This window comes from Heyndrickxia coagulans 36D1, from assembly GCF_000169195.2.
Taxonomy (GTDB): Bacteria; Bacillota; Bacilli; order Bacillales; family Bacillaceae_C; genus Weizmannia; species Weizmannia faecalis.
Genome location: NC_016023.1, coordinates 405,543 through 429,405, shown reverse-complemented (window position 1 = coordinate 429,405; position 23,863 = coordinate 405,543). Strand labels below are relative to the sequence as shown.

The 23,863-nt window shown below is 47.7% G+C and carries 22 protein-coding genes and 1 pseudogene; 14 read left to right on the top strand and 9 right to left on the bottom strand.

Annotated elements, in window-relative coordinates; translation table 11 throughout:
* Nucleotides 1–30: 30 nt before the first annotated feature.
* Nucleotides 31–810 (bottom strand): TerC family protein, encoded by a 780-nt coding sequence (locus BCOA_RS19335; RefSeq protein ID WP_014095803.1) that lies wholly within the window; start codon nt 808–810, stop codon nt 31–33.
* A 230-nt stretch (nt 811–1,040) separates the two neighbouring features.
* Between BCOA_RS19335 and BCOA_RS19330 the strand changes: the two genes are divergently transcribed.
* From BCOA_RS19330 to BCOA_RS19305, 6 genes are all read left to right on the top strand, one after another.
* Nucleotides 1,041–1,934, top strand: a complete 894-nt coding sequence (locus BCOA_RS19330) for a permease (RefSeq protein WP_172653434.1) — start codon at nt 1,041–1,043, stop codon at nt 1,932–1,934.
* Between the two features lie 12 nt (nt 1,935–1,946).
* The gene (locus BCOA_RS19325; RefSeq protein WP_014095800.1) at nt 1,947–2,801 is read left to right on the top strand and encodes a TIGR03943 family putative permease subunit; all 855 of its coding nucleotides are present in this window, start codon (nt 1,947–1,949) and stop codon (nt 2,799–2,801) included.
* A 157-nt stretch (nt 2,802–2,958) separates the two neighbouring features.
* A complete protein-coding gene (locus tag BCOA_RS19320) occupies nt 2,959–4,194 on the top strand; it encodes a metallophosphoesterase family protein (protein WP_237340664.1) in 1,236 nt (411 codons plus the stop codon).
* Nucleotides 4,191–7,178: an ATP-binding protein gene (locus BCOA_RS19315; RefSeq protein ID WP_014095798.1), complete on the top strand. Its 2,988-nt coding sequence runs from the start codon at nt 4,191–4,193 to the stop codon at nt 7,176–7,178. Before BCOA_RS19320 ends, BCOA_RS19315 begins: the two co-directional genes overlap by 4 nt.
* 211 nt (nt 7,179–7,389) lie before the next feature.
* Entirely contained in the window at nt 7,390–8,334 is a 945-nt protein-coding gene (gene yhaM, locus BCOA_RS19310; RefSeq protein WP_014095797.1) for a 3'-5' exoribonuclease YhaM, read from the top strand.
* 136 nt (nt 8,335–8,470) lie between these two features.
* Complete coding sequence (locus BCOA_RS19305) at nt 8,471–8,665, top strand: sporulation YhaL family protein (RefSeq protein ID WP_013858718.1); 195 nt, start codon at nt 8,471–8,473, stop codon at nt 8,663–8,665.
* A gap of 48 nt (nt 8,666–8,713) precedes the next feature.
* Here the strand turns inward: BCOA_RS19305 and BCOA_RS19300 are convergent, their stop codons facing one another.
* Complete coding sequence (locus BCOA_RS19300; protein WP_014095796.1) at nt 8,714–9,586, bottom strand: peptidylprolyl isomerase; 873 nt, start codon at nt 9,584–9,586, stop codon at nt 8,714–8,716.
* Nucleotides 9,587–9,885: 299 nt separating this feature from the next.
* Between BCOA_RS19300 and BCOA_RS19295 the strand changes: the two genes are divergently transcribed.
* Nucleotides 9,886–9,978 carry a YjcZ family sporulation protein gene (locus tag BCOA_RS19295; protein ID WP_017550228.1) on the top strand — a complete coding sequence of 31 codons (93 nt, stop codon included), beginning with the start codon at nt 9,886–9,888 and terminating at the stop codon, nt 9,976–9,978.
* A gap of 549 nt (nt 9,979–10,527) precedes the next feature.
* Entirely contained in the window at nt 10,528–10,857 is a 330-nt protein-coding gene (locus tag BCOA_RS19290; protein WP_014095795.1) for a YhaI family protein, read from the top strand.
* Nucleotides 10,858–10,871: 14 nt separating this feature from the next.
* Here the strand turns inward: BCOA_RS19290 and BCOA_RS19285 are convergent, their stop codons facing one another.
* Nucleotides 10,872–11,438, bottom strand: a complete 567-nt coding sequence (locus BCOA_RS19285) for an HTH-type transcriptional regulator Hpr (RefSeq protein ID WP_014095794.1) — start codon at nt 11,436–11,438, stop codon at nt 10,872–10,874.
* Between the two features lie 144 nt (nt 11,439–11,582).
* Nucleotides 11,583–11,945, bottom strand: a complete 363-nt coding sequence (locus tag BCOA_RS19280; protein WP_014095793.1) for a YtxH domain-containing protein — start codon at nt 11,943–11,945, stop codon at nt 11,583–11,585.
* 364 nt (nt 11,946–12,309) lie between these two features.
* On the opposite strand from BCOA_RS19280, the gene BCOA_RS19275 reads away from it, so the two are divergent.
* Nucleotides 12,310–12,498: a hypothetical protein gene (locus BCOA_RS19275; protein WP_013858725.1), complete on the top strand. Its 189-nt coding sequence runs from the start codon at nt 12,310–12,312 to the stop codon at nt 12,496–12,498.
* A 44-nt stretch (nt 12,499–12,542) separates the two neighbouring features.
* Here BCOA_RS19275 and BCOA_RS19270 read toward each other — a convergent pair whose 3' ends face one another.
* Nucleotides 12,543–13,067: a tryptophan transporter gene (locus BCOA_RS19270; protein ID WP_014095792.1), complete on the bottom strand. Its 525-nt coding sequence runs from the start codon at nt 13,065–13,067 to the stop codon at nt 12,543–12,545.
* A 232-nt stretch (nt 13,068–13,299) separates the two neighbouring features.
* Nucleotides 13,300–13,713, bottom strand: a complete 414-nt coding sequence (locus tag BCOA_RS19265) for an HIT family protein (RefSeq protein ID WP_014095791.1) — start codon at nt 13,711–13,713, stop codon at nt 13,300–13,302.
* 492 nt (nt 13,714–14,205) lie between these two features.
* Here BCOA_RS19265 and BCOA_RS19260 point away from each other — a divergent pair, with 492 nt between their 5' ends.
* Both BCOA_RS19260 and BCOA_RS19255 read left to right on the top strand, forming a co-directional pair.
* On the top strand, nt 14,206–14,952 hold the full coding sequence (locus BCOA_RS19260; RefSeq protein ID WP_014095790.1) for an ABC transporter ATP-binding protein: 747 nt from the start codon (nt 14,206–14,208) through the stop codon (nt 14,950–14,952).
* A complete protein-coding gene (locus BCOA_RS19255; protein WP_014095789.1) occupies nt 14,939–16,153 on the top strand; it encodes an ABC transporter permease in 1,215 nt (404 codons plus the stop codon). The genes BCOA_RS19260 and BCOA_RS19255 overlap by 14 nt, the downstream gene beginning before the upstream one ends.
* 308 nt (nt 16,154–16,461) lie before the next feature.
* Here the strand turns inward: BCOA_RS19255 and BCOA_RS19245 are convergent.
* From BCOA_RS19245 to BCOA_RS19235, 3 genes and pseudogenes are all read right to left on the bottom strand, one after another.
* Nucleotides 16,462–17,642 (bottom strand): annotated as a pseudogene (locus BCOA_RS19245) (M20 metallopeptidase family protein).
* 222 nt (nt 17,643–17,864) lie between these two features.
* The gene (locus tag BCOA_RS19240) at nt 17,865–19,259 is read right to left on the bottom strand and encodes a hypothetical protein (protein WP_026104489.1); all 1,395 of its coding nucleotides are present in this window, start codon (nt 19,257–19,259) and stop codon (nt 17,865–17,867) included.
* A gap of 149 nt (nt 19,260–19,408) precedes the next feature.
* Nucleotides 19,409–19,921, bottom strand: coding sequence for an antibiotic biosynthesis monooxygenase family protein (locus BCOA_RS19235; RefSeq protein ID WP_014095786.1), 513 nt, complete (start codon nt 19,919–19,921; stop codon nt 19,409–19,411).
* Nucleotides 19,922–20,329: 408 nt separating this feature from the next.
* Between BCOA_RS19235 and hemE the strand changes: the two genes are divergently transcribed.
* The 3 genes from hemE to hemY all read left to right on the top strand — a co-directional run bounded on the left by hemE (nt 20,330) and on the right by hemY (nt 23,833).
* Entirely contained in the window at nt 20,330–21,385 is a 1,056-nt protein-coding gene (hemE, locus tag BCOA_RS19230) for a uroporphyrinogen decarboxylase (protein WP_014095785.1), read from the top strand.
* Nucleotides 21,385–22,335, top strand: a complete 951-nt coding sequence (hemH, locus tag BCOA_RS19225; protein WP_014095784.1) for a ferrochelatase — start codon at nt 21,385–21,387, stop codon at nt 22,333–22,335. The genes hemE and hemH overlap by 1 nt, the downstream gene beginning before the upstream one ends.
* Nucleotides 22,336–22,402: 67 nt before the next feature.
* Nucleotides 22,403–23,833: a protoporphyrinogen oxidase gene (hemY, locus tag BCOA_RS19220; protein ID WP_014095783.1), complete on the top strand. Its 1,431-nt coding sequence runs from the start codon at nt 22,403–22,405 to the stop codon at nt 23,831–23,833.
* Nucleotides 23,834–23,863 lie beyond the last annotated feature (30 nt).

The window sequence follows — 23,863 nt, the reverse complement described above, 5'->3', positions numbered from 1 at the left end:
ATTTAATGGGAACGGCGCATGCGCTTGCCATTAATGGATATGGACACGCTGCTGCACATCCTGCTTTACATCCTTTTTTATATCCCGTTTTACTTGCTTAACCTGCTTTACCGCCGCCCTACGGTTCGAAAGCCAGCCAAGGAACAACACCAAAACCGTAAGAATGCCGCCGATCGTATACGTTACCGGCCCGTGTGAGATATTCAACCATTTCAGGATTTGTTCATCTTTAAAGAGCATTTCTGCTGCCGTCCAGGCGAGGATGCCGGACCCGACATAGGCAATCCAGCTGTAACGGTTCATCGCTTTTACAATCATCTTTGAACCGAAGATCATGACCGGAATACTGATGGCAACGCCGAGCGCAATCATGCCGATATGCCCGTTTGAAGCACCGGCCAGCGCCACTACATTGTCAAGGCTCATAATCGCATCAGCCATAATAATCGTACCAATCGAAACCAGCAGCCCATTTTTTGCTCTGACGTGGACATTTTCATCTCCGCCGCCGAGCACTTTATATGCGATCCATAGAAGCAAAAGCCCGCCAATGACATTTACATAAGGAATTTTCAGCAAAGCAACGATTGCCATTGCCAGCAGAATTCTTAAAATCACCGCACCGGCTGTCCCCCAGAAAATCGCTTTGTTTTGTTGTTCGCGCTGCAGTTTCCGGGTTGCCATGGCGATCACAACCGCATTGTCGCCCGATAAAATGATATCGATCATAATGATCTTAAGCAGCGCAACAAAAGCCCCGGCAGAAACAACCAACCCAAAGTCAAATATAGATACCGGCAATTGCTTCATTCCCTTCACGTTCTCAATACTAGTTCATTTGACACTATCATAACACAGTCCGACCCGAAAAGTAATAGAATCGCATCGATTTCATCAAATTGGAAATCATTTTTTTCCATCGTTTCCCTGCTTACCCGCCATTTCCTGGTTTTCTTCATTTACGCCAATGAAGACTTATAGTATCCTTATTGGGAGAGTTTTTTGTGAGTGTGATAGAAAAAGGAGTGCGATATGCCGTTATGGGCCAGTCCTTATTGCAAATGAATACCATTTTTATCAGCATTATCATCGAGGCGTTGCCTTTTATTGTGCTGGGTGTGTTCATTTCAGCGGTGATCCAGATGTTTGTCACTGAGGAAATGATTGCAAAAGTTATGCCGAAAAACCGCTTTTTATCCATTGCGTTCGGCACCGGGATGGGCGCGCTTTTTCCAGCCTGTGAATGCGGCATTGTCCCGATTACGGAAAGGCTTGTCCGGAAAAATGTCCCGCTTTCTGCCGCCATCGCTTTTATGCTGACGGGGCCGATTATCAACCCGGTTGTCATTTTTTCTACGTTTGTCGCGTTTGGCGATTCCTGGAAAATGGCACTGCTTCGCTGCGGACTGGCGATTTTTACTGCTGTTTTAACCGCGATTGCGATTTCATATTTTTTTTCCGAAAACCAGCTTCGCGAATTTGTGGAGGCCAAATTGCACCACCACGGGCATGACCACGAAGCACATGATAAACCGAATTTTCTGCAAAAAATCACCGGTACGATCGACCATGCGATTGATGAGTTTTTTTCCGTCGGGAAGTTTCTCGTGTTTGGCGGCCTGATTTCTGCCGCAATGCAGACCTTCTTCCGGACGAGCACGCTGCTGTCGCTCGGGCAGACAAAAATGGCGGCGATTCTAATTATGATGCTGCTTGCTTTTATTATGTCGATCTGTTCCGAGGCGGATGCCTTCATTGCTTCGTCTTTCAACGGGATGTTCGGGACGTCGGCCATCCTTGCGTTTTTAGTATTTGGCGCGATGGTGGATATAAAAAATCTGCTCATGATGATGCATTCCTTTAAAAGAAAATTTGTCTTTTCGATGATCGGGCTGATTATCGTTTTTGTGTTTACGGGTGCATTCTTGATATAGAAGGTGTTTAAAATGTTGCGATTTATCGTTTTGTTCGGCTTCGCGTATTTTTTTATGAAGCTGCACGCGACAGGAGATATTAGCAAATATATTAATATGAAGTATGCGTATTTGTCGTTTTCCATGATTTTTGCGATGGGTTTTTTATGTTTGTACCAGCTCGTGAAATGGGTCAGGGCGGGAAACGAGGCGCATGACCATCAACACGGCGCCCACCACGGCCATTCGCATGAAACGGATGAAAATACATGGTACAAAAAAATGTTTACGTACGGCATGATTTTAATCCCGGTTGTAACGGGTATTTTCCTTCCGGTGGCCACCTTGAATTCCACCGTTGTCAAAGCAAAGGGCTTCCACTTTTCAATGATTGACAATGACAAGGACCAGTATGCCAATCACCAGATTTTACGGCCGAATTCCAGCCTTTACTATGATAAGGACCAGTATACAGAAATGGAAAGTTCGGATTTGAAAAAGTACAGTAAATTGCAAAGCATCGTCCTCGATGATGACCATTATTTTCACGGGCTTGAAACGATTTACAATTATCCGGGGAATTTTATCGGCAAAAAAGTGGCGATTAAAGGGTTTGTCTACCGGACGGATGATATTAAAGCGAATCAGCTGTTTGTGCTCCGGTTCGGCATTATCCACTGCATTGCCGATGCTGGCGTATACGGGATGCTCGTTGATTTTCCGGACAATATGGCAAACGTGAAGGAAAATACATGGATTGAGGTTGAAGGGAAACTGGATACGACGTACTATACACCGTTTAAAGAGAATATCCCGTATTTAAAAGTAACAAGTTACCATAAAAGCAGCGAGCCGAAAGATCCATACGTATACCGGCAATACAATTAAAAAGGTTTGGCATGTTCAGCCATTTTTTTGTTGCTTGAACGTGCCAAACCTTTTATAATGAAGATAGAACATATATTCTATTAAATGCGTTTGATTACGAACAGGCTGGATTTCACAAAAAATGGAAAAATGCCGGTTATTTTTTTACGAAAGAGGGATGTCGTTGAAAAGGATTCGCTTTGTCCATGCGGCCGACCTGCACCTTGACAGTCCGTTTGCGGGGCTCCGCAAGCTTCCGCCGGCGCTGTTTGAACGGGTAAAGGAGAGCACTTTCCGGGCATTTAAAAATCTATGTGACCTTACAATTGAAAAAGAAGCGGATTTCCTGCTGATATGCGGGGATTTATACGACGGGGAAGACCGCAGCCTGAAAGCCCAGGTGAGGCTGAAGAAGCAGTTTGAGCGGCTCCAAGAGGCTGGCATTTCCGTATTTGTGCTGCATGGCAATCACGACCATCTAAGCGGGTCATGGACAAAATTGGACATGCCCGCAAATGTCCGGATATTTTCCGAGCGTGTTGAAGCCAAATCTTTTACAGCTAAAAACGGGTCGAAAGTCCATGTGTACGGGTTCAGTTACCCGAAGCGGCACGTGCTGGAGAACAAAACGGATGAATACAGGAAAACAGGAGATGCTGATTTTCACATCGGCATGTTGCACGGTTACCTTGAAGGCGGGACGAAAATGCACCAGCCTTATGCGCCTTTTGCCTTGCAGGATTTGCTGGAAAAAGGGATGGATTACTGGGCGCTTGGCCATATCCACAAGCAGCAGATTTTACATACGCATCCCTATATCATTTATCCCGGGAATATTCAGGGGAGAAACCGGAAAGAAACGGGTCCGAAAGGCTGTATGGTTACCGAAATGGATCCGCTTGGTACGCATACCGCATTCTATGAGACGGCGGACATTTTATGGGAAAAACGTACCGTTTCCGTAAAAGGCGCAAATGATTTTAATCGTCTGTACACAGTTTGCCGCAATGCCCTTGAAGAAGAAAGGAAAGAGGCACAGGGCGTATTTTTGCAATTGGATATAAAAGATCCGGATCTGCTCGATGATGAAGCGCTTGGAAAAGTGAAAAACGGCGAACTGATGGAAGTGCTACAGGAAGGCGAAGAAGCAGACCGCAATTTTGTCTGGGTACACCGCATCACACTGCCTGAAGATGCCTTTATCTCCGCACGGGATGACGGCTTTATTTTGCAGGAAATGAAGAAAACGCTGGCACAATTGGAAGAAACCACAGTAGATGAAGCGGTCTCCCCGTTGTACAGCCATATGGTTGCGGGCCGCTACCTGGACTTGGGCGGAGATGAAAAGCAGCGGCTTCTGTTGGAAGCGGAAGCGGCTGTTTTTGAGAAGTTGAAAGGCAGGGGGAAACGATGAAAATACGGGAGGTCCATATTTACGGTTTTGGCCGGCTTGTTGATTTTCATATGGAAAATCTTTCGGATCTGCAGGTCATTTACGGGGAAAACGAAGCCGGCAAATCAACCTTCATGGCTTTTATCGAAGCCGTTTTATTCGGGTTTCCTTCAAGACAGCAAAACGGGCAGCACTATGAGCCAAAATTTTCACCGGTGTACGGCGGGAGGCTTGTCCTTGAAACAGAAAAAGACGGAAAAATAACGGTGGAACGGATAAAAGGAAGAGCAGCCGGAGAAGTGTCCGTCACTTTTGCAGATGGCAGAACAGGCGGCGAAGAGGTACTTGCACAAGTTTTAAACGGGCTGAACCGGCAAATGTTCCAGTCCATTTATTCTTTTAATCTGCAAAGCCTCCAGGAAATCCGCAAATTAACAGGCGATGATTTTAGCCGCTTTTTATTTGCTGCAGGGACAATCGGGACGGATGCGCTGCTTTCGGCGGAACGGGAACTCGAAAAGGAAATGGAGGCGCGTTTTAAACCGAACGGGCGGAAACCGGTCTTGAACGTGCAACTCAGGAAACTTCAGGCCATGGAAAAAGAACTGAATCACCTGAAAGCGGAAAACGGCCGTTATGGCGAATGGAAAGCCCGGCTGGCAACGATTGAAGCAGCACAGGAAGAAGCGGAGGCGGAGCTGGAAGCCTTAAGGGGAACGGTTCAGCAGTATGAACATCTCACAAGCCTTTGGCCGCTTTATGCAGAAAGAAAGCATATCAAACTGCAGCTGGCGGAAATCGGTCCCGTCCGCTTTCCCGCTGACGGAATCCGGCGCCTTGACGCGCTGATGTCGGAATGGCGCGCTTCTACCGGGCGCCTGTCAGCTGTTAAAAAACAAAAACAGGTACTGGTAGAAAAAATGGAAGGAGAGCAGCCGGATCCGCTTTTCGTCCGGCATGAAGGGGAGATTAAAAAGCTGCTCGATGACTGGCCGCAATACCGCGGGTGGCAGGCGGAAGCAGAGCGCCTCCAGTCTGAACGCGAAATCCTGAACAGCCAAATCGCCGAATTATCGGGAATGCTGCATCTTACGACATCGCAAGTTGAAAAAGTACCGCAGCTTGACTTAAGCATTGCGGCAAAAGAAAGGCTCAGCACCCTCATCAAGGCGTATGACCATCACCGTTCCCGTAACGATGCTTTACAGGCACAGCTTGAGGACTTGCGGGCTCGGATGAATGCTGTTGAGCAGCAATGCGCACTTTTGGAAAAAGAGCTCGTATCCGAAGAGGCTTTTCGCGATTTATCGGCAAAGCGGCAGGAAAAGGAAAAAAAATCATTGCTTGAAGCCGATATCAGGCGCGGGAAACAGCAGCTTTCCCGCATGAAAAAAATGGCAAATGAAGCCCGGAAGCCCCCCGTCCTGTTTTTCGGCCTTGCATTATTGTTTCTGATGGCCGGCGTGTGGAGTTTGCTCACAGGGCAATACCTGTTTCTGGGCGTTTTTGTGCTTGGTGCAACCGTGTCAGGCTACCATGCTTTGAAGGGAAAGCGGAACCCGTTTGAAGAAGAAATCCGAGCGCTCGAACAGGAACTGGAGGAAGAGGAAAAAGAGCTGCGGAATTGGAAAGACGGGGACACGGATTGGCATGAATATGAACGGCAGAAACAGCTGCGCGAAAACTGGAAACAGCTCATTCTGAAGCTTGAGGAAGGCGAACAGAACGGCCGGCAAATGCAAAACCGGAAGCAGCGTCTGGAAGCGGAAGAAAGACAGCTGCTGGCAGAAATCAGCCATTTCAGGCAAACTTTGCAATTGGGTGATGGCTTCCGGCCCGGACAGCTGCCCGATGCGTTCCAACTTTTGACGGACTTAAGCGGGAAATTGCGCGAGCGGTCGCGTATCGAAAAGAAACTGGCGCAGCTTTCCGCCTCTCAGTCGGCATTTGCAGAAAGGATGGAAAACCTGTGGTCCCGGCTCCACGTCAACTGGCCATTACGCCAGGAGGGTATCTTGCTGTTGCAGCAGGCGTGTGCGGAACAACAGGAAAGAAAAATCCGCCTGCAGGAATGGGAAAAGAAATGTGCCGAGCTGGAAGAACAATTGCAGCTGCTTGAATCGGAAGCGGAAGCAACAGATAAGGAGATTAAAAAACTTTTTGCCCTTGCCGGTGCCGCGAATGAGGAAGATTTCCGGAAAGCCGGTAGCCTTTTTCAGCAATACGAAAAGTTGACCGGTCAGCTCGAAATCATAGATTTACGGATCAGCCGGGAAGACCTAGAACGGCTCGAAAGGATAGAAGATGTATCCATATTTGAGCAGGAAAAGCAAAAGCTGGAAGAGAAAATTGCGGAAAAGGCGAACGCGCTTCGCAGTATGAGAAAAGAAGCGGCGGAAATCCGGTTTGAACTGGACAGGCTGGAAAAAGGCGGGACGTTTACCGAAAAACTGCATGAATATTACAGCGCGCTTTCAGATTTCCGGGAAGAAGCTTTCGAATGGGCACGGTTTGCCACGGCGAAACGTTTGCTTTCCGGCATGATGAAGCGGCTCCGGGAAACCCGCTTTCCGCAAGTCCTGAATAAAGCCGAAGCGTATTTGCAATCTTTAACAAACGGATCGTATGTCTCCCTCCATATGGGCGGGGAGGATGGCCGTTTTTACGTTAAACGGCGTGATGATGTGCTGTTTGCTGCAAATGAGCTGAGCCAGGCAACGGCGGAACAGCTGTATATTGCTTTGCGTTTTTCCCTTGCGGAGGCGCTCGGCGGAGAATTCCCGTCCCCGGTTGTCATTGATGACGGTTTTGTTAATTTTGATATTTACCGGACAGAGAAAATGGCCCGCTTGCTCGACCAGGTGAGCGAATCGAGGCAGGTGCTGCTTCTTACATGCCAGCAGCCGATGCTCCGGTTTTTTAAAGGCCATGAGGTGAAAACCTTGGGGGCTATACACGGTCAAGAGCTGACAGGTTCTGGAAACATCAGCCGTATTCAGCCGTAAATAAGAGGGGCGGGCCGAATGTCTGTATTTCGACACGGTGGTGAAATGCACAAGCAGTAAACCAGTTTGTCCTGGCCGTAGTCGTCTTTTTCCTAATTTCAACACGGCGGTGAAACGCACAAGCAAAGCCGGTTTAGATCAAAAGCGGATTCCGGCCGGATTATGGTATACTTTAAGACAAATCAATCAGGGGTTAGATCGGAGGATTATTATGGCAAAAGGGCTACTCTACTATGAGGTGGGCGAACAGTTTGACGCGTTTTTGCTCATCAAACACGCAACAAAAGGAATTGCGAGCAACGGCAAACCTTTTTTAACATTGATTTTGCAGGACCGGACCGGGGATATCGAAGCAAAACTCTGGGATGCGACCGAACAGGACGAACAAACATATAAACCGGAGACGATTGTAAAAGTAACTGGGGACATTTTAAATTACCGTGGGCGGCTGCAGCTGAAAATCCGCCAGATCCATCCGGCACAACCGGGGGACGGTGTCCGGATTTCCGATTTTATCGAAACGGCCCCGTTATCGCAGGAAGAAATGATGGGGAAAATCACCCAGTACATTTTTGATATGAAAAATCCAAATATCCAGAGGCTGACCCGGCATCTGCTGAAAAAATACCAGAAGCGGTTCCTTGTCTATCCAGCTGCAACGAAAAACCATCACGAATTCGTATCGGGGCTGGCGTACCATGTTGTCTCCATGCTCGACCTTGCCAAGGCAATCGCGGGCCTTTATCCTTCACTCGACCGGGATTTGTTGTATGCCGGTGTCATTTTGCATGATTTGGGAAAGGTGCAAGAACTGTCCGGCCCGATCTCAACAACTTATACGGCTGAAGGGAATTTGCTCGGCCATATCTCGATTATGGTCACAGAAATTGCAAAAGCAGCGGAGGAACTCGGAATCCACGGGGAAGAAGTCATGGTGCTGGAACATATGGTGATCTCCCACCACGGAAAAGCGGAATGGGGAAGTGCCAAGCCCCCGATGATTAAAGAGGCGGAAATTCTCCACTATATTGATAATATTGATGCGAAAATGAATATGCTTGACCGTGCGCTCCGCAATGTCAAACCGGGCGAGTTCTCGGACCGGATTTATGCACTTGATAACCGTTCTTTTTACAAACCAACGTTTCATCAGTGAGATTCATAGAAACGCAAACGTTTGGAAAGCGCCCGTCTGGTGAAAAACTTTTAAAATGCCTTTCAAAATGAAAGGCATTTTTTAATGGATTCTGCCATACATTATAGCAGGGACAAACCGAAAAGGAGGGGAAAACATGGATTTCCCAATCTGGATTTATTTTGTTGTGGCAGGCATTGTCATATGTGCGTTTATGGCGGTGAAAACAGCCCGGGAAGAACACGAACAGGAACAGGAATGGATTGAAAAAGAAGGGGAAGTTTTTATTGAAAGGATGCATAAAGAAAAAGAATTGCGCAGCGGTGAAGCTGAAAAAGCCCATGAAGCATAACGGCCGTAAAAAAACCGCCCCTAACCGGAAGGGCGGTTTTTTGCGGCATTATTTGCTTGATGAAGTCCCAAGCAGGGTGTCAAAAGTTGTTTTCAAATCTTCATCTTTTACTTTTATGTCAGCCGCTTTTAATTCTTTCTTCAAAACGGACTGGATTTTTTCTGTTGTCACTTTTGATTCTTTATATTGTTTGACGACGTCTTTTTTCATTTCGCTGTACGGTTTTTTCTGTTTTTCACCGGTCAGCTGAATAATATGGTAGCCGTAAGAAGTCTTAACAGGGCCGCTGATTTCATTGACTTTCAGTTTATAAGCAGCATTTTCAAAATCGCTGTCCATTTCGCCTGCACCGAACCAGCCGAGGTCTCCGCCTTTAGAAGCAGTTGCGGTATCGGTTGAATACTTTTTGGCCAGCGTTGCAAAGTCGGCGCCTTTATCCAGTTGTTTCTTGATATCTTCCGCTTTCGACTTGCTGGAAACAAGAATGTGGCGCGCTTTGATTTTCGGTTTTATGTCATTGTTATAATAATTTTTTAACTGCTTTTCCGTTGGATGTATGGTTGCCTCTGCCGCTTTTTGTTCAAGCAGTCCGACTTTCACACTGTTGCGGAAATCTTTTTCATTTGCATAACCGTATTGCTGCAGCGCTGTATTAAATGAGCTGCCCAATTGTTTTTTTGTATCGTTTACTTGTTTGTCAATTTCGCTCTTTTTGACAGTGTATTTTTTGGAAAGGACTTTTTCAATGGTAAGCTGCTGGAGCACAGTTGAACCATATTTATCCTTCATTGCATTATATAACTCGTCTTTGGTAACATTTCCGGCGTTCGTCTTCACGACGGCGCTATTGCCGCTGTTGCCGCATGCTGCAAGTCCGAACATGCTGCCTGCCAAAACAAGGGATAGTACCCATTTCTTCATTCAAGAACAACTCCTATTCATTTTGTCTTGCAAGAGAGATTTACAACCACTACTATAACATAAATTGAAAGAGAAAAGAAAGGGATTGCCGGGTTTCTTATGGAATTTTCACACCATGCCAATCTTCTTTTCATATGGGGCAGGCGTTTGTAGAAGGCAGGATGGATGTTTGCTGCATATGATATTGCATGGGGTTCCATTGTGAATTTGTGAAATTTAGGCCGGCAAATAGACGGGTGCCTTAACCAATACAGGGGTGGATGAATAATATACTGATGAAACAAGAGGAGGTGGATGGAATGAGCGGAGGAGCAGCTTACGGAGGCGGCTTTGCCTTGCTGGTTGTGTTGTTCATTTTATTGATCATTATTGGTGCATCCTGGGCTTGGTAAAATTTGGGGTCGGCAGCTGCCGGCCTTTCTTGTTGTGTTGTTATTGAGTGCCAAGGTAGGAGGAAAACAGTAAAATGGTCATGAGGATGTTGATCGTCCGAAAAACTCCCGGCCGGTGTTCTTCCGGTATTTCTTTTTTTGTACATAGATGGCTTGTCAATACGTTGATAAAGTATAATATAAAGAAAGCGTAACTGTAAAAAAAACAAGCACATACATGCCGGCCGGCCCCCCTCCCGAAAATTTGCAGTAAAATAAAGGCGGAGCGCGCCGGTTTAGAATCTGGGTTCGTAACGTTCCGCCTGTCTTTCGGATGGCAAATGTGTAATGCACGCTGGTCTTTTCCATGCAAGGTGGATGAACGATTATTCATTTTTAACAGGCACTGCCTTGAACCGCTCGTGGCGAATGCCGCGGGGAAGTTTTTAAAGGCCGGCCGGACAATGGGCCTTGCCGGAAAACACGCCCCTGTCTAAAACTGAAGCATCCCATGACCGGGGTCGCGCTGTTCTCAGCAGAATCATAAAAACATATAAACGAGGGAACTGAATGGAATCGATTGAACAAAAGCTGGAAAGACTGGAATTTTATCAAACATTGCTTTTAAAAATGATCGGGACCAGCCAATATCCGTTTTTCAGGCTGATTATGGAAAAACAGCTTTCAAAACAGGATATTGAACAATTTTATGCGCTGTGCGATCGTTTGAGCGATGAGCTGAAAGAACAGAAGGCGGACAAATTTGTATATTTTTATCCGCTTTTTCAAAAGTTTAAGGAATCCCTGCATGAAAAACTGCAGCCGGCGGAAGTGATTGCCGCCTGTTTGCAACAAGGGCTGTATCCTGACTTAATGAAGGCATTGAAACGGAATTTGTAGCTGCCCGAAACGGGTCAGAAGCGGTTCAGCGAAGGTTTTCCCAACAGTTCCGTTTCAATGACATCATCCAGCTCCCCATTGAAAATGGAATTTTCTACAATGTCCATAAAATCCTGACCATAAATCTGGCGTACGATCGCAGCCAGTTCCATCATATCCGGAAATTTGCCGTAAAGATCGTAAAGCGGCATCGTGCCTTGTACGACGGTGCTTTTTTTTGGGTTAAACGCTTCCAATGACTTTAAAAAAATCTCTCTTCCTTTATTAGTTAATTGAATATACGTGTTCCGCTTGTCGTTTTCCTTTTTCGAGAATTCGAGCAAGCCGCGCTCCTCAAGCTTTTTCGAAAAATTAAAAGCTGTTGATACGTGCATCACCCCGAATTTTGCCACGTCCGAAATCGATGCGCCCTTTAAATGATAGGCAATCCATAAAATATGATGTTCATTGATGTTCAGATCGAAAGGCTTAATCCATTGCTGCCAGTCTTTTTCAATCGTTTTCCAGAGCGCTTTCGACAATTGCGTGACCCTTTTGCAAAATAGAAGATACTCATTGGTCGTCAACATTTGTTCCGTCATATTTTTCCCATCACCCCTTACCCTATATATTATCATTATGCCAGTAAAATAAAAAGTAATAAAAAACAATTTACTAAATTTTTTTGAAAATAATAGCAAAGAAAAAGCCCGGAAAGCGGTTGTTGCTTTCCGGACAGCGAAAAGTCAGGAAGATTTTTTCTCCATTTGTTGTTCCATGTTTTCAATCGTTTTCCGGATTTCCTTGATTTCATTTTGCAGGGCGTCTTTGTTTGGCTCAATGCTTTTTTGCCATTCTTCGATACAGTGTTGGATTTCTTCCATTACGTTCGTGGCGACTTTTTTGCCTTCTGTTGAAAAATCTTCGACGGATGCTTTTAAGTCTTTTACATTTTCGGCGATCCTTTTGACCGATTCAATGAAATCACCGGAATTATTTTTGATGGCTTCCCGTATTCTTTTTCCGGAAGCGGGTGTGGTGAAAAGGACGGAAACAGCGCCTGCTGTTGCTCCAACCAGTAATCCGTAAAATAAACTGGATTTGTTCATGGAATGCACCTCCTGGAATGGTCTTTTATCCTCATGATATAGAATTTGCCAGTCTTTTGCAAAGTTCTCTTTCTTTTTTGCCGGGCTCGTCCAAAGCGATATTCCAAGCCTGGCGCGGATGGTCCTTCACAGGCGGTATGAAGGACAAAAGAGCGGCCGCCACACATCCAACTGTCTTTCATCAGCCCGATGAAAGACAAAACCTGGCTCCCGCGCTGTGGAGTTGTCTTTCACAGGCGGTATGAAGGACAAAAGAGCGGGTTCGGCGCGTGCCTTCTGTTTGTTCTTTACCCGCGTCTGGTACATGTTAATCCGCATCAGGGCATATGATGTAATAGTCCAGGCAGAAAAGAGGGGGAGTTCGTTGGGGCGTGTTGCATTCTGCTTTTTAATGGCCGGCGTTGTCCTGTTTGCCGCGATGGTTCGGCACATGCTGCTGTACCAGAAAAGAAGAATTTATCCGCCGCGGAAAATCATCAGAAAAAGGATTGCATTTTTCGGAACGGCCGGAATGGTTTTCCTGCTTCTTGCCGCTCTGTTTCATTTATTTTAAGCTGTGCAAGCGAAAAAAAACCGCCGGAAACCCGGCGGCCATTTTCACGCTTGCATGCTGTGGGCGGCATTTGTGCGCTTTGCAACGGTTGAGATGATCGGAAAAAGAATAAACATCGCAACTGCATTGAGCACGGTTGCCGGCAAAACGACGGTGCCAAACAAAATGGCAAAAGGCCCCGGCAACCCGGCAATAAAGAACGCGGATCCTAAGAAAATGATGCCTGAAATCAGTGTGCCGATGGCCGTGAATACAATCAGTGCCGGCAGCTTTTTTGCCAGTTTTCCGGAAGCGAGAAGCAAACCGTAAAAAGCAAAAGAAGTGATACATTTATCGATGATGTTCGGGAAAAAACCGCCCGGGAAGCTGGTGGTCAGGCCGGAAATGATGCCGGTCAGTACACCAAGCAACAGTACGTATTTTTTCTCCCTGAACAAAATAATGCCGATAAACATCATGGTAAGCATCATATCCGGTTTCATCCCGAACACGAAGCCCGGAATCACCGTGTGTAATACCGTGCCGATCCCAACAAGCAACGCCAAGCTGACAAGTGATTTTGTCTTCATCTGTCTCCACTCTCCTATTCTCATCTCATCTGGTGCTTTCCCGACGTACCCTCATGGCCGGCGGCGAAAGATTAACCTTATTATAGCATGCAGTTGGAAAAAGTGACGCATGTTTTGATCAAATTGGGCGCAACAAAAAATGGCAGCCCAAATGGCCGCTGAAAAAAATAAGCGCGAACCCGGCTGCAAAAACGCAAAAATGGGCTTATTCAGTGACACTGCCCGGTGCAACTTATATTTTTTTGGAAATCTCCGCGGCGATTTGCTGGAGGTCCTCCTGGCTGTAATCTTTTTCATGTGTTTTCCAGACTGCCCCGAAGCCGTCTCCTTTTCCATATCGCGGGATCAGGTGCATATGATAATGGAATACAGACTGGCCGGCAATCTCGCCATTATTGTTCAACACATTGAGCCCCACAGGCTGGAATGCCGCTTTCAATGCATTGGCTACGACAGGGACGGATTCAAAGAAATTGCGGGCAATCTCCGGCGTCAGTTCGTAGACATTCTCTTTATGTATTTTCGGGACAATCAGGGTATGGCCTTTTGTCACCTGGCTGATGTCAAGAAAAGCGTATACATGCTCATTTTCGTACACTTTTGCACTCGGGATTTCACCGTTTATAATCTTGCAAAAAATACACATTTTGATCAACCTTTCCATTTTTTTGATTTCATTATAACGGATGAAAAGGCGAAAGAAAAGGAAACGGGGCGGAAATCTGCGTTTCCGCCCCGTTCTGCAGGGTTTTTCAACTAGCCGAAAAGCACCTTTGATCAACACTTCATTTACGAATGATATGGTTGATAATGGGCTTCCTCAACTTTTTCCAACGCGATCATCCCCTTATTGGGTAACGTTTAAAGTGCATCGCCTTTAAACAGATTCACCGCCAGCACCTCATGTAAAGGGTGCCTGGAAGTCGGTTATGGCTAATGTAAAGCATCGTTACTGGTCTTTGACAACCACCCCGATTGCTTGTTTTTCCCCTGCAAGTATAGGATGGGCAAATGGTTGGAATCTATACATGCGCATTGCAAAAATTTTTCAGGCGCGTAGTTGGCATTCAGTCACGAACGCTTTCATGGTACAATAAAGGGTACAGATCAGAACTTTTGACATAAAGGGGTTCTTTAGATGACATTATTGGAAGTGGCGTCCTTAACAGGTGGATATACGAAAAAACCTGTGATTCAAGATGTTTCATTTACAGTAGAAGCGGGGCAGCTGATCGGGCTGATCGGCTTAAACGGCGCCGGAAAAAGTACGACCATCCGGCATATTATCGGGTTAATGGAACCGAAAAAAGGGCGGATCACGATCAACGGCAAAAACTTAAACGCGGATCCGGACGCTTATCGAAAGCAGTTTTCGTACATACCGGAAACCCCGATTTTATATGAGGAACTGACGCTGGAAGAACATTTGAAACTGGCGGCAATGGCATATGGCATCGATGAAAAAACTTATGCGGACAGAACCGTGCCTTTATTAAAGGAATTCCGCCTGCATAAAAAGCTCGGCTGGTTTCCGGCCAATTTTTCAAAAGGCATGAAGCAAAAGGTGATGATTATGTGCGCCTTTTTAGTCGAGCCGAGCCTGTACATTATTGACGAGCCTTTTCTCGGCCTCGACCCGCTCGGCATCCAGTCACTGCTGGATTTGATGGGCACGATGAAGAAAAAAGGGGCGGGCATCCTGATGTCTACCCATATTCTTGCAACGGCAGAACGGTATTGCGACGGATTCATCATTTTGCATAACGGGCGGATCCGCGCGAAAGGAACATTGGAAGAGCTGCAGCAGCAATTTTCGATGCCCGGCGCAACATTGGATGATTTGTATATCCAATTGACAAAGGAAGATGACGATGAACGAAATTGACCGCCTTTGGAAAGAAAGATTTGCTTCCTACTTACAAAACCTAAGGCGCTATACACGGTATATTTTTAATGACCATTTGCTGTTTGTGCTGATTTTCGGGCTCGGTGCCGCTGCTTTTTATTACAGCCGCTGGGTGAAGCATCTCAGTCCAGATTTTCCCGTTGCCCTTGTAATGGGCCTTTTGCTCGGGTGGTTTCTGGCGGCGAGCCCGGTGTACACGCTGTTAAAAGAAGCGGACCGGGTGTTTCTTATCCCGATGGAAATGCGGATGCGCCCGTTTTTTAAAAAAGCGATCCTGTTTTCCTTCAGCATTCAGGCTTATCTGCTTCTGTTTGTGCTTGCCGCTTTGATGCCGATGTATGCGGCTGTTACGGGGCACGGATTCGGCCGTTTTTTTGGTCTGCTGATCCTGCTGCTCGTGTTAAAAATGTGGAACCTGCTTTTGAGCTGGAACGTGTATAAACTGCCGGAGCCGTATGCCCCTGTTTTCGACTGGATCATCCGGTTTGCATTAAGCGCCGCGTTTGTGTTTCTCGTTGTCAATGAGGCAAACCTCTTTCTTGTGGTCATTCTGGCTGTCGTTATGCTCGGCTTGTTTCTGTATTTTTACCGGCTCGCCCAAAAACGGACACTCAGATGGGATGCGCTCATTGAACGCGAAGAAAGGCGGCTAATGGGTTTTTACCGGTTTGCAAATCTGTTTGCTGATGTGCCGGAACTAAAAGGGCAGGTCAAACGGCGCAAATGGCTCGATCCGCTCCTCGCTGGCATCCGATACGGCCAGGAACATACGTATCAATACTTATTTGCCCGCACGTTCCTCAGGACAAGCCAGTATTTCGGGCTTTTTGTCCGGCTGACTGCAATCGGGGCCGTGCTGTTGTTTTTCAGCCATGAACGGGTGCTCGCGCTCGTTCTTGCCGTCGTGTTTATTTATTTGACAGCTTTCCAAATGATCCCGATGATCGGCTCCCACGATTTAAAAATCTGGTTGCGTCTCTATCCGGTGCCTCGCAAGTTGAAAGAAACGTCTTTTATCCGGCTTCTTGCAGTCTGCCTGTATGTGCAGACGGTCATTTTTGCAGCGGCGGCCGCATTGAACGGCTTGTGGATGAACGGTCTTTTCGTCCTTGTGGCAGGCGCTGTATTTTCCTGGCTGCTTGTCGCCTGGTATGTCCCCGGAAAAATTCGGCGCCAGTAACGCCGGCGTAAACTTAAAAAATGGCACAGGCTCTCCTTGTAAGCGGCGGTTCAGTTGCGCAGGTGGCAGCCTGCCCGTAAACATGAAAAACGGCACAAGCTGGAGAGCCTGTGCCGTTTTTCATGTCCAATCTTTACTGTCATCGGGCTGTACCGGTTTTAGCACCACGCCCATCTGCGGCGTTTTAAGCCACTGGCCACCCCGGTTTTTGCTAAAAAACGGAACCCCACGCCTGCAGCGGTTTTTCAAAACGCCCGGATTGCCGGGGAAAATAAAACCAGGCCGGCAACGTTGATGCTTGAGCATTTTCAGACGTTCTGGTACCGGATGGCTGCTGCACCCAAAGTTTTGGCGGCAATAAGCATCGCTTTTTCATGGATGTCAAAGCGCGGATGGTGATGCGGATAGGCCGGGTCGGCTTTTTCCGGGTCCGCCCCTGTAAAGAAAAAGACGCCTTTTACATGCTGTAATAATAGGCAAAATCTTCCCCGATCATTGACGGGTCGACTTCTTCCACATTGGTGACACCTTCGATTTCTTTTGCGCAGTCGGCCAAAAATGCTGTTTCAGCCTCATGGTTCACAACCGGCGGATATCCGCGGAAATAGTGATAATCATATGTGCAGTCCGCCGCCAGGCATGTGCCTTGGATGATCCTTTCGATTTCTTTTTCCACCCTGTCCCGCACATCTTCGTCAAATGTCCGGACCGTGCCCGTGATTTTCGCCGTATCGGCAATGATATTGAAAGCATCGCCGGATGAAAAGGACCCGACCGTTAAAACCGCGGACCGGATCGGATTAATCCGGCGGCTGATGACTTGCTGAAGATTCGTGACAAGTTGCGCCCCGACGACGACCGCGTCTTTCGAAAGATGAGGCTGGGCGCCGTGCCCGCCATGGCCCTGGATCGTCACTTCAAACCGGTCGGCAGCCGCCATAAACGGCCCTCTCCGGTATTGGATATGGCCAACCGGAACCGTTGCCCATAAATGCGTGCCGAAAATGGCATCCACACCTTCGAGGCAGCCGTCTTCGATCATGGCTTTTGCCCCGCCTGGCGCGTATTCTTCGGCATGTTGATGGATGAAAACATACTCGCCTTCCAATTCATCTTTCAATTCATGTATCGCTTTGGCGAGCATCAGCAGTGTCGCCGTATGCCCGTCGTGTCCGCATGCGTGCATCACACCCGGCACCTGTGATTGATAGGGCACATCATTTTCCTCCTGGATCGGCAGCGCATCAAAATCGGCTCGGAGCGCGATGGTTTTCCCTGGCTTTGCGCCTTTTACACGGGCGACGACACCGTTTCCGCCGACATGTTCGCGCGGCCGGATGCCGAGGTTTTTGTAAAAATCAGCAATATAGCGGGCTGTTTCCACTTCTTTAAAGGACAATTCCGGGTGCATATGGAGATATCTTCTTGTCTCCACCATTTCCGGGTACAAACCGTCCAGTTTTTTATGTATTTTTTCCAACACTGTCATCTGCGATTCCCCCAACCTGTTATTTTTACTATTATACCATAATTGTGAAAAAGTCTGCTGCTTTATCGCGGTAACAGCGAAAAGAAAGCGGCGCCTCGGATGCAGGCTGCCGCTGTTGACGCCTTACTACATCATTTACCGCACCGTGTCTAAACGGGCCGCTGTTGGCCTGTGCGAATGGGAGATCGCAGCTTCAGCCGCCCCGTTGGACATGGACATGGGTCAAATCAGAAACATTGCGACTATCGTTGTCACAATGAGACCGGTGATGACAGGAATTACATTTCGCCTTGCCAGTTCAAACGGGTCGACATTGCAAATGGCGGCAGCTGGAATTAATGCCCAGGGAATGATTGTTCCCCCGCCGACAAAGATTGCGGCAATTTGCCCGAGTGCGGTCAGGGTGGCGGCTCCCGACCCGATCGCATGGGCAAACAGCGCTGCAATTGACCCGGCAAGTGAAATGCCGGAAAATCCTGATCCGTCAAGGCCGGTAATGATGCCAACGCCGGCTGTTGTCAGTGCGCCGATTTCTTTTGAGACCGGCATAACTGATGCCAGGGCGCTGCCGAGATCATTCACAATTCCTTGGGAAGCGTCCGGCAGATCGGCATGGATCATCGTATGAAAACCATCTCCGCCAAGATAGAAAAACGCGGCAATTGGAATGACGGGGCCGAACACCTGGAAACCGAACTGCAGACCGTCTATCAAATATTTTGTTACTTTTTCAAGGCCGTTTTTATGGGAACCGGCCATTGTAATGAGCAGCAGGATCATGATCGAGGTGCCGCCAACGAGTGCGGTTGCCGCATCCCCCTGCAAATGAAAAAGAACCATGGCAACGATGTCAAGGATGAAAAAAACAGGAATGAAAAGAGCAAAAAGTTTTTTGTATACCGGCTTGAGCGTGGGGACTTTTGCATCAGGCGGTGCGGTGCGGCCGGCCGGTTTCTCCCCGGTAGCAAGCAAGCCTTTTTTCATATCGCGTTTAAGCAGCAGAAAAGCGGTCACGGTCGTTACCACGCCCATCACGATGACGAGTGGCACGCTCGCTTCTATTACGGACGATACAGGAATGCCGGCACCGTCAGCTGTCAGTTTCGGCGCCCCTTGGATGACATAGTCGCCGGAGAGGGCGATCCCGTGCCCGAACAAGTTCATTGCGACAGCTACACCGATCGCCGGCAGCCCGACCCGGAGTGCAACCGGCAAAAGCACAGCCCCCATCAGTGCGACAGCAGGGGAAGGCCAAAAGAAAGTGGAGATAAACAGCATGAAAAAGCCGATGACCCAAAAAGCGAGATTCGGTCCTTTTATCAGCTTTGCGAACGGGGCCACCATCACATCATTGATCCCGGTATCAAGCATGCTTCTGCTCATTGAGACGATAATGGAAATGACAAGAATGATGGGCAGCAATTCTTTGATCGCAAATACAAAACTCGTAAAAATACCGCTGACAGACGCAGTGAACGACCCCGTTGCAATCCATGCAATGATAAAAATACCGGCAATACATACAAAGGACGTATCCTTTTTCAGTACCATCATCAGGATAATGAAAAGAATAAACATCAAATACACAAAGTGAATGGCAGTCAAATCGATGCCCATTTCCATTGCCCCCTTCTTGATGCAGCATATGGCGAGGGCAAGAAATGGGTGACTGTCACGATCAGAGTGCTTATAGCAATATTATCTGCGTAAATCCAAATGGTCACAGCAACAGATCCCGGCTACCTGAGCAGGCGGCCGGAATCTGTTTATCCTTCTTCTTCATCTTGTGGGATGACATATTCTTTTGTAAAAGCAGGGGCATCGTATGTGCTCTTGTTTGTGCCAATTTCCGTCAGATCCAAGCTGTGGATGAGCAAATAATCAATGGAACGCTTCCATCTTTCGAAACTTTCTTTGTCTTTCCAGCCGGTAATGGCGATATACGTATCCCCTTTTACCGGGCGGAGGAGCCGATATGCTGCAAAACCGGGCTTGTTTTCTATGGCCGGGGTGTTTTTTTTGAAGTGGAATTCATAAACCGGTTTTCCTTCATCCGGAATCGGAAGATGGGTAAAAATGAAGAATATGCCGTCTTCCAAATTTCCGCTGGAGGCAGCCAGCTGATAACGGCGCGGCGAGGCAAAAACGGTTTTCCCCTCCGTTTCGTGCAACAACAGGGCATGTTCCGGGTTTTGCAACAGCACCATCTTTTCATCGGGATACTTTTCCTTTATTTTTAAGAGAAAATCATAAGTACCCGTTGTGACGTAGACATTCATTTCTATCACCCCTCTCTACTTCCAGTTTAACCTATATCTTTCCGCTGTTCAATTTGTAAAGTTTTGCAAAATAAAGACGGCGGCCGAAAGCGAATAGAAATAGGAAGCGGCTCACGCCTTTTCATCTTTTCTGTCTGTGCCGGAGAGGCGATGGGGGAAGGAAGCGGCACAAAATGGAATAATAATGAAAAAACCGGGTAAAAATCGGACATAGCCTGTATTTCGCGTACAACCCTAAGGAAAAGCAAAATACGGCAAATTTGTGACAGTTGAAAGAGCTGGCTGCACAATGCTTTTTAAAACGATTATAGTAAAAAAAGATATTACCCTTTCAGGATAAAATAGTTTTTATTTGAAAAGAATTATTATAAAATAAATGGTGACTGTGTGGCGTGAGGAGGATAACATTTGAAGAAAAAAATCCTAAACGATTCCCTTTTAAAAGCGGCCAGGGGAGAACAGACAGGCCGCGTCCCCGTCTGGTATATGCGGCAGGCCGGCAGATCCCAGCCTGAATACCGGAAGCTGAAAGAAAAGTATTCTCTGTTCGACATCACGCATCAGCCGGAACTGTGCGCATATGTGACAAGGCTGCCGGTAGAGCATTACGATGTGGATGCCGCCATTCTTTATAAAGATATCATGACGCCGCTCCCCGCCCTCGGTGTGGAAGTTGAAATCCTCAAAGGAGCAGGCCCTGTCATACATAACCCGGTTTCTTCGTTAAAAGATGTGGAAAAATTGGGGGAGTTGCATCCGGAAGAAGATGTTCCCTATGTTCTGGAGACGATCCGGCTGTTAACGGAGGAACAATTGGCGGTTCCGTTGATCGGATTTTCCGGCGCGCCTTTTACTCTGGCCAGTTATATGATTGAAGGCGGGCCTTCAAAAGATTATAGAAAAACAAAAGCGTTTATGTATACAGAACCAAAAGCGTGGTTTGCGCTGATGGAAAAACTGGCGGATATGATCATCGTGTATGTAAAAGCGCAAATCAAAGCCGGAGCCAGCGCCATTCAAATATTCGATTCATGGGTGGGTGCTTTAAATGCAGCGGATTACCGCTATTATATGAAACCTGTGATGGAACGGATATTTACCGCGCTGCGAACAGAAAATGCCCCGTTCATCTTGTTCGGTGTCGGGGCCGGGCATCTGGCGCTTGAATGGAACAGCCTGCCAATTGATGTGGTTGGCCTCGACTGGCGGCTGCCGATCCAAAAAGCGCGCGCGCTCGGCGTGACAAAAGCAATCCAGGGCAATCTTGACCCCGCCGTGCTCTTGTCCCCGTGGGAAGTTATTCAAGAAAAGGCGGCCGCCATACTGGACGAAGGCATGGCGCAGCCGGGTTACATCTTTAACCTCGGGCACGGCGTCACCCCTGATGTCCGTCCGGAAACATTAAAAAGGCTGACAACGTTTATTCATGAATACAGCGAAAGAAAACAACAGGAGGAAGCATAATGGAAAAGAAAAAAATCGGACTGCTTGTCATGGCGTACGGCACGCCGTATAAAGAAGAAGATATTGAGCGTTACTATACCCATATCCGGCACGGGAGAAGGCCCCAGGATGAGATGCTGGAAGATTTGAAACGCCGGTATAAAGCAATCGGAGGTCTGTCCCCGCTTGCCAAAATAACAGAAAACCAGACATATGCGCTTGAAGCGAGGCTGAATGAACGGACGGACGGAGCGGAATTTAAAGCTTATATCGGCTTAAAACATATTGAACCTTTTATTGAAGATGCCGTCAAACAAATGCATGATGACGGTATTGAAGAAGCGGTATCGATCGTGCTTGCGCCACATTACTCGGCTTTTAGCGTGAAATCGTACAACGAAAGGGCGAAAGAAGCAGCGGCAAAACTGGGTGGGCCCGCCATCCAATCGGTCGAAAGCTGGTATGATGAACCGAAATTTGTCGATTTTTGGGCACAGCAACTTCAGAAAACGTATGCTACAATGAGTGAAGAAGAACGTGCGTCTTCCTGCCTGATTGTATCCGCCCACAGCCTCCCGGAAAAAATTTTGCAGTACGGCGACCCGTATCCGGAACAAATCCGGGAAACAGCTGATCTGATTGCGGAGGCAGCGGGCGTCCAGGCGTATGCAGTCGGCTGGCAAAGTGCAGGCAATACGCCGGATCCGTGGCTCGGCCCCGATGTGCAGGACCTTACAAGAACGCTGTATGAAAAACATCATTATAAGGCTTTCATTTATGCTCCGGTCGGGTTCGTTGCGGAACATCTGGAAGTTTTATATGATAATGATTATGAGTGCAAGGCAGTTTGCGATGCAGTCGGCGCATCGTATTATCGCCCGGAAATGCCGAATGACAACCCGGCTTTTATTGATGCGCTGGCTGAGGCCGTTTTGAAAAAAACAAAATTCGGTTTACTGCCGCAAGAATAGGCAGCCGCCGGAGATTTTTAACGTATTTCCATAAAACATGACATTATTGCCAAAGAAGGTGCTGACCATGGCCGGAAACAGAAAAAAAGTAGCTGTACTTGGCGGCGGAATCACCGGCTTGACAGCTGCTTATTATTTGCGGCGCCTTGTTGAGGACCAACAGCTGCCGCTTGATGTGATATTGTTGGAAAAAGGGCGCCGGCTTGGCGGCAAAATCCAGACGGTCAGGCGTGCCGGATTTGTCATTGAACGCGGGCCGGATTCTTTTCTGGCAAGAAAGCAAAGCGCTTTGCATCTGGCAGAAGATCTCGGGCTTTCGCCTTCCCTCGTATCCAATGCGACAGGCAAATCTTATATTTTATTAAACCAACAGCTCTATCCGGTGCCAAGAGGGTCTGTGATGGGCATTCCGACAAGATTAGCGCCTTTTTTTGCTTCTCCTTTGTTTTCCGTTACCGGCAAAATCCGGGCGCTCTGCGATTTGATCCTGCCCCGGAAAAATACCGGTGAAGACCAGTCAGTCGGGGATTTTGTCCGCTACCGGCTCGGTGAAGAAGTGCTGGAAAACCTTGTTGAACCATTATTGTTCGGGGTATATGCCGGGGATGTCGACGAGCTGAGCGTGCTGGCAACGCAGCCTCAATTTTTCGAGGCTGTCCAAAAGCACCGCAGCCTGATCCTCGGCATGAAAAAAGTAGCAGCGGAATTTGCGCAAGACTCCAGGCCTACCCGGAAAAAGGGGGCTTTTTTAACCTTTCAAAACGGCCTTGAAACGCTCGTTGAAGCACTTGAGGAAAAAATCGGCGCTGAGGCAGTCATGAAGGGTGTGACGGTGGACGCGATTGAAAAAAGCGCGGGCGGCGGGGATTACAGGATCACATTGACAAATGGAACCCACATGAAAGCGGATTATATTATTTCAGCCCTCCCCCATTTTTCGCTCCCCCATATTTTTTCAAAGTATGCTTTTTTTGCGCCGCTCGAAAAGGTGCCATCCACGTCCGTCGCAACCGTATCGATGGCGTTTCCGGAGAGCGCGGTAAAAAAAGACATTGACGGGACAGGCTTTGTGGTGACGAGAAACAGTGATTATACAATTACAGCCTGCACGTGGACGCATAAAAAATGGCCGCACACCGCACCGGAAGGAAAAGCGTTGCTGCGTTGTTATATCGGCCGGTCGGCGGAAGCCGCGGTCGTCGATCTCGCAGATGACAGGATCCAGAAAATCGTGCTGGAAGATTTGAATAAAATCATGGAAATTACAGCAGAACCGGAGTTTACGGTTGTTTCCCGCTGGAAATATGCAATGCCGCAATATACGGTAGGCCATAAAGAAAGAATGGATAAGATTTTAGCGGCAGCCAAACATGAATTGCCGGGCATTTCTTTTGCCGGCAGCTCGTTTAACGGGGTCGGCGTGCCGGACTGCATCTCCCAGGGAAGGGCGGCGGTTGGCGAGATGCTCCGGTACTTCCAACTCAAGGCTGAATTTTAATAGACAGTGAAGAAGCGGTAGGGTGCATTC

Coding starts and splice junctions, on each gene's coding strand:
- BCOA_RS19290 (WP_014095795.1), top strand. CDS start 10,528: ATGGAATCGATTGAACAAAAGCTGGAAAGACTGGAATTTTATCAAACA.
- BCOA_RS19255 (WP_014095789.1), top strand. CDS start 14,939: ATGAACGAAATTGACCGCCTTTGGAAAGAAAGATTTGCTTCCTACTTA.
- hemH (WP_014095784.1), top strand. CDS start 21,385: ATGGAAAAGAAAAAAATCGGACTGCTTGTCATGGCGTACGGCACGCCG.
- BCOA_RS19240 (WP_026104489.1), bottom strand. CDS start 19,259: ATGGGCATCGATTTGACTGCCATTCACTTTGTGTATTTGATGTTTATT.
- BCOA_RS19300 (WP_014095796.1), bottom strand. CDS start 9,586: ATGAAGAAATGGGTACTATCCCTTGTTTTGGCAGGCAGCATGTTCGGA.
- yhaM (WP_014095797.1), top strand. CDS start 7,390: ATGGCAAAAGGGCTACTCTACTATGAGGTGGGCGAACAGTTTGACGCG.
- hemY (WP_014095783.1), top strand. CDS start 22,403: ATGGCCGGAAACAGAAAAAAAGTAGCTGTACTTGGCGGCGGAATCACC.
- BCOA_RS19235 (WP_014095786.1), bottom strand. CDS start 19,921: ATGAATGTCTACGTCACAACGGGTACTTATGATTTTCTCTTAAAAATA.
- BCOA_RS19325 (WP_014095800.1), top strand. CDS start 1,947: ATGTTGCGATTTATCGTTTTGTTCGGCTTCGCGTATTTTTTTATGAAG.
- BCOA_RS19265 (WP_014095791.1), bottom strand. CDS start 13,713: ATGTGTATTTTTTGCAAGATTATAAACGGTGAAATCCCGAGTGCAAAA.
- BCOA_RS19285 (WP_014095794.1), bottom strand. CDS start 11,438: ATGACGGAACAAATGTTGACGACCAATGAGTATCTTCTATTTTGCAAA.
- BCOA_RS19315 (WP_014095798.1), top strand. CDS start 4,191: ATGAAAATACGGGAGGTCCATATTTACGGTTTTGGCCGGCTTGTTGAT.
- BCOA_RS19260 (WP_014095790.1), top strand. CDS start 14,206: ATGACATTATTGGAAGTGGCGTCCTTAACAGGTGGATATACGAAAAAA.
- BCOA_RS19295 (WP_017550228.1), top strand. CDS start 9,886: ATGAGCGGAGGAGCAGCTTACGGAGGCGGCTTTGCCTTGCTGGTTGTG.
- BCOA_RS19320 (WP_237340664.1), top strand. CDS start 2,959: ATGTCGTTGAAAAGGATTCGCTTTGTCCATGCGGCCGACCTGCACCTT.
- BCOA_RS19330 (WP_172653434.1), top strand. CDS start 1,041: ATGGGCCAGTCCTTATTGCAAATGAATACCATTTTTATCAGCATTATC.
- BCOA_RS19270 (WP_014095792.1), bottom strand. CDS start 13,067: ATGAAGACAAAATCACTTGTCAGCTTGGCGTTGCTTGTTGGGATCGGC.
- BCOA_RS19280 (WP_014095793.1), bottom strand. CDS start 11,945: ATGAACAAATCCAGTTTATTTTACGGATTACTGGTTGGAGCAACAGCA.
- BCOA_RS19335 (WP_014095803.1), bottom strand. CDS start 810: ATGAAGCAATTGCCGGTATCTATATTTGACTTTGGGTTGGTTGTTTCT.
- BCOA_RS19305 (WP_013858718.1), top strand. CDS start 8,471: ATGGATTTCCCAATCTGGATTTATTTTGTTGTGGCAGGCATTGTCATA.